4 protein-coding genes are annotated in these 3,880 nt (G+C 68.2%); 1 reads left to right on the plus strand and 3 read right to left on the minus strand.

Annotation, left to right across the window (positions count from 1 at the left end):
• Together prmC and K0M70_RS01180 are read right to left on the minus strand one after the other, a co-directional pair.
• The coding region (prmC, locus tag K0M70_RS01175; RefSeq protein ID WP_290778193.1) for a peptide chain release factor N(5)-glutamine methyltransferase at window positions 1–736 on the minus strand (736 nt) is incomplete at its 3' end.
• A gap of 2 nt (window positions 737–738) precedes the next feature.
• Window positions 739–1,305 carry a Pycsar system effector family protein gene (locus K0M70_RS01180; RefSeq protein WP_290778196.1) on the minus strand — a complete coding sequence of 189 codons (567 nt, stop codon included), beginning with the start codon at window positions 1,303–1,305 and terminating at the stop codon, window positions 739–741.
• 59 nt (window positions 1,306–1,364) lie between these two features.
• Here K0M70_RS01180 and K0M70_RS01185 point away from each other — a divergent pair, with 59 nt between their 5' ends.
• Entirely contained in the window at window positions 1,365–2,201 is an 837-nt protein-coding gene (locus K0M70_RS01185) for an alpha/beta hydrolase (RefSeq protein WP_290778199.1), read from the plus strand.
• A gap of 22 nt (window positions 2,202–2,223) precedes the next feature.
• Here the strand turns inward: K0M70_RS01185 and ahpF are convergent, their stop codons facing one another.
• Window positions 2,224–3,810 carry an alkyl hydroperoxide reductase subunit F gene (ahpF, locus tag K0M70_RS01190; RefSeq protein WP_290778202.1) on the minus strand — a complete coding sequence of 529 codons (1,587 nt, stop codon included), beginning with the start codon at window positions 3,808–3,810 and terminating at the stop codon, window positions 2,224–2,226.
• Window positions 3,811–3,880 lie beyond the last annotated feature (70 nt).

The raw sequence follows: 3,880 nt of genomic DNA on the forward strand, positions 1-3,880 counted from the left end.
CGGCCGGGCCGTGGTCGCGGCCTCGCTCCACCAGGAGCCAGCCGCCGGGATGAAGATGCGCGGGCGCCTGGCGGGCAATCACCCGGATGGCGTCCAGCCCGTCGGGGCCCGAGACCAGCGCACTGCGCGGCTCGAAGCGCAGGTCGCCCTGCTGGAGGTGCGGGTCGCTGTCGGCGATGTAGGGCGGATTGCTGGCGATCAGGTCGAAGCGCTCGCCGCCCACGGCGGAAAACCAATCGCTTGGAAGCAGGCGCAGCGGCAGCCCCGCCTCCACGGCGTTGTCGCGGGCGACCAGCAGCGCCGCCTCGCTGGCGTCCACCGCCGTGACGTCGGCCAAGGGGCGCTCGCTGGCGATGGCCAGGGCAATCGCGCCGGTGCCGGTACCCAGGTCGAGCACGCGCTGCGGCTCCGCGCGCGGCAGACGATCCAGCGCCAGCTCCACCAGCAGCTCGGTCTCGGGCCGGGGTATCAATGTGTCGGCGGTGACCACCAGGTCGAGCGACCAGAACCCGCGGTGCCCGGTGATCTGCGCCACCGGCTCGCCGCGCTCACGGCGCCGAACCAGTTCATCGAACGCATTGGCGTGGCGTGGTTCCAGCAGGTCGCCGGCGTGCGCATAGAACCAGCTGCGCGGACGCTCAAGGGCGTGCGCCAGCAGCAGCTCCGCGTCCAGCCTGGCCTCGTCACCCGCCAAGCGGGACGTGGCTTCGCGAATGGCGTTGGCCAGCGTGGTCACGGTCAGTGGGCCAGCAAATGCCAAACCTGCACGAAGCAGGCAAGCACGAACCCCGCCAGGAAGAAGATGTACGACATCCGCAGGTAGCGATACTTGTGGTGGGCCAGGTAATAGCCCAGCGCATAGGTGTCGCGCGCCATGGTTTCGTAGACGGAGCCGTCGGACTTCAGCGCGGCCGCTATCTCGGTGAGGAAACGCTCGCGCGAGAGTTCGGCGAAATGCCCGAAGAACATCAGGTTGAACTGGGACGGGATGGCGCCATCCTGCAGCTTGATCGGCCGGTACTTGGGCAGCACCGCCAGCACGGCCAGCAGCAGCGCCAGCAGGGTGAACGCCGCCAGCGTCAGCGATGCGGTGCGCAGCACCGGGTCGTTGAGCCGCCCCAGCACCAGCGTCAGCACAATCGAGGACATCGTGATGATGATGTTGGCCTTGGTGTCGGCCATCGTGGACAGCTGCACGTGGTGCTGCTGCATGGTGCGCAGCAGGCAGTCGCCGGTGTTGCGTTCAGGAATGGCGGCAAACAGGCGTTCGGCGTCGATCGTGGCGGCAGGCTCTGGGGGGCTCATGACGCGTTCCTTACGGGGGCACCGCCATGATAGCGCTGTCTTCACACCGTGGCCTGCCAATGCGAATGCTGATTGCCCTGCTGACCTGCCTGATCCTGGGGGGCTGCAGCGGCGCCTACTACCGCGCCATCAACCTGGGCGTCGACGACGACCGGATAGCCAGCGAAACCTACGACACGGCCCGTGGCCTGGCGCTGGACGTGCATCGGCCGATCGCGTCCCCGGGCGCCGTCGCGCCGCCGGTGGTGGTGTTCGTGCACGGCGGAAGCTGGCGTGACGGGGACCGCGAGGGTTACCGCTTCGTCGGCCAGCGCCTGGCCCGGGAGGGCGCGCTGGTGCTGGTGCCCGACTACCGGAAGGCGCCCGAGCACGCGTTCCCGGACTTCATGTACGACACGGCGCGCGCGGTCGCCTGGGCACGTGCCAATGCCCAAAGGCTGGGCGGCGATCCCGCGCGGGTGTTCGTGATGGGCCATTCGGCCGGCGCCCACATCGTGGCGCTGCTGGCTACCGACCCGCGTTACCTGGCGTCGGTGGACATGGTGCCGCGCGACCTGGCGGGCGTGGTGGCGCTGGCGGGACCCTACGACTTCCTGCCGCTGACCGACCCCGACCTCTGGGAAGTATTCGGCGAAAAGGTCGACTGGCCCCTGAGCCAGCCGGTGAACTTCGCAGACGGTGATGAGCCGCCCTTCCTTCTGATTCACGGTCGCAAGGACCGCATCGTCTGGGCCATCAACAGCGAGCGGCTGCAGGCGAAGCTGCAGGCCGCGGGATCAAGCTCGCGCTACGTACCGGTGGACGGCGAGGGCCATATCGGCCTGCTGCTCAGCCTGCGCCGCAAGGATCCCTCGCCGGCGCTCACCGAAACCACGCAATTCCTCGGCCTGCCCTGAACCGGCTTCAGGCACCCCCGGCTCAGGCGAGCTCGGTCTGGGCCGCCGGCACAACGGCTGACCGCATCAGGTGGTCGAACGCGCCCAGCGCGGCCGTGGAGCCTGCCCCCATGGCGATCACGATCTGCTTGTAGGGCACCGTAGTGGCGTCACCAGCCGCGAACACGCCGGGTACCGACGTCTGGCCGCGGTCGTCGATGATGATTTCGCCGCGCGGCGACAGCGCCAGCGTGCCCTTGAGCCATTCGGTGTTGGGCAGCAGGCCGATCTGCACGAAGATGCCTTCGAGTTCGAGCACGTGCTCGGCGCCGCCGACGCGGTCCAGGTAAACCAGGGCGTTGACCTTCTGGCCATCGCCGCGTACTTCGGTGCTCTGCGCGTTCAGCACGATGTTGACGTTGGGCAGGCTGCGCAGCTTGCGCTGCAGCACTTCGTCGGCGCGCAGCTGGACGTCGAACTCCACCAGGGTGACGTGCGCCACGACGCCGGCCAGGTCAATGGCCGCTTCCACACCCGAATTGCCGCCGCCGATCACCGCCACGCGCTTGCCCATGAACAGCGGGCCATCGCAGTGCGGGCAATAGGCCACGCCCTTGTTGCGGTAAAGGTTTTCGCCCGGCACGTTCATCTGGCGCCAGCGCGCGCCGGTGGACAACACCACGGTGCGCGACTTCACGCTGGCGCCATTGGCGAGCTGAAGCTCGACCAGGCCGCCGGGTTCGCTGGCAGGCACCAGCTTCTCCACGCGCTGCAGGTCCATCACGTCCACGTCGTACTCGCGCACGTTCTGCTCGAGCACCGACACCAGCTTCGGGCCTTCGGTGTGGGCGACGGAAATGAGGTTCTCGATGCCCAGCGTGTCCAGCAGCTGGCCACCGAAACGCTCGGCCAGCAGACCCGTGCGGATGCCCTTGCGCGCCGCATACACCGCCGCCGAAGCGCCGGCCGGGCCACCGCCCACCACCAGCATGTCGAAGGCGCCCTTGGCGGAAATCTTCTCCGCCACGCGCTGCTCGGCGCCCACGTCGAGCTTGGCGACGATCTGCTCGATGCTCATGCGGCCCTGGTCGAACAGCTGGCCGTTGAGGAACACGCTCGGCACGGCCATCACCTGGCGCGAATCCACTTCGGCCTGGAACAGCGCACCGTCAATGGCCACGTGCTTGATGCGCGGGTTGAGCACGCTCATCAGGTTCAGGGCCTGCACCACGTCCGGGCAGTTCTGGCACGACAGCGAGAAATAGCTTTCGAACACGTAGTCACCGTCGAGCGCCTGCACCTGCTCGATGACTTCCTGGCTGGCCTTGGACGGGTGGCCACCCACCTGCAGCAGCGCCAGCACCAGGGACGTGAACTCATGGCCCATCGGCAGACCGGCGAAGCGCACGCCGATGTCGCTGCCCACGCGCTGGATGGCGAAGGAAGGCTTGCGCACGTCGTCGTCGCGGCGCTCGAGCCGGATCTTGCCCGACAGCGGCGCGATCTCGGTCAGCAGCTCCCAGAGCTCCTGCGACTTTTCGCCGTCGTCCAGCGAAGCGATCAGTTCAATCGGGAACACCAGCTTTTCAAGGTAGGCCTGCAGCTGGGACTTGAGGGTCGGGTCGAGCATGGGGAGGCTCCGGGAAGGGGGATGGGAAAGGCGCTTGATGCAGCGGGGCCCGCCGGCGCGCCCGCCCCCC

Source organism: Arenimonas sp., assembly GCF_019459675.1.
Lineage (GTDB): Bacteria > Pseudomonadota > Gammaproteobacteria > Xanthomonadales > Xanthomonadaceae > Arenimonas.

Excerpts from the sequence above, each read along its gene's own strand:
- K0M70_RS01180 (WP_290778196.1), bottom strand. The coding sequence starts at position 1,305 with ATGAGCCCCCCAGAGCCTGCCGCCACGATCGACGCCGAACGCCTGTTT.
- K0M70_RS01185 (WP_290778199.1), top strand. The coding sequence starts at position 1,365 with ATGCGAATGCTGATTGCCCTGCTGACCTGCCTGATCCTGGGGGGCTGC.
- ahpF (WP_290778202.1), bottom strand. The coding sequence starts at position 3,810 with ATGCTCGACCCGACCCTCAAGTCCCAGCTGCAGGCCTACCTTGAAAAG.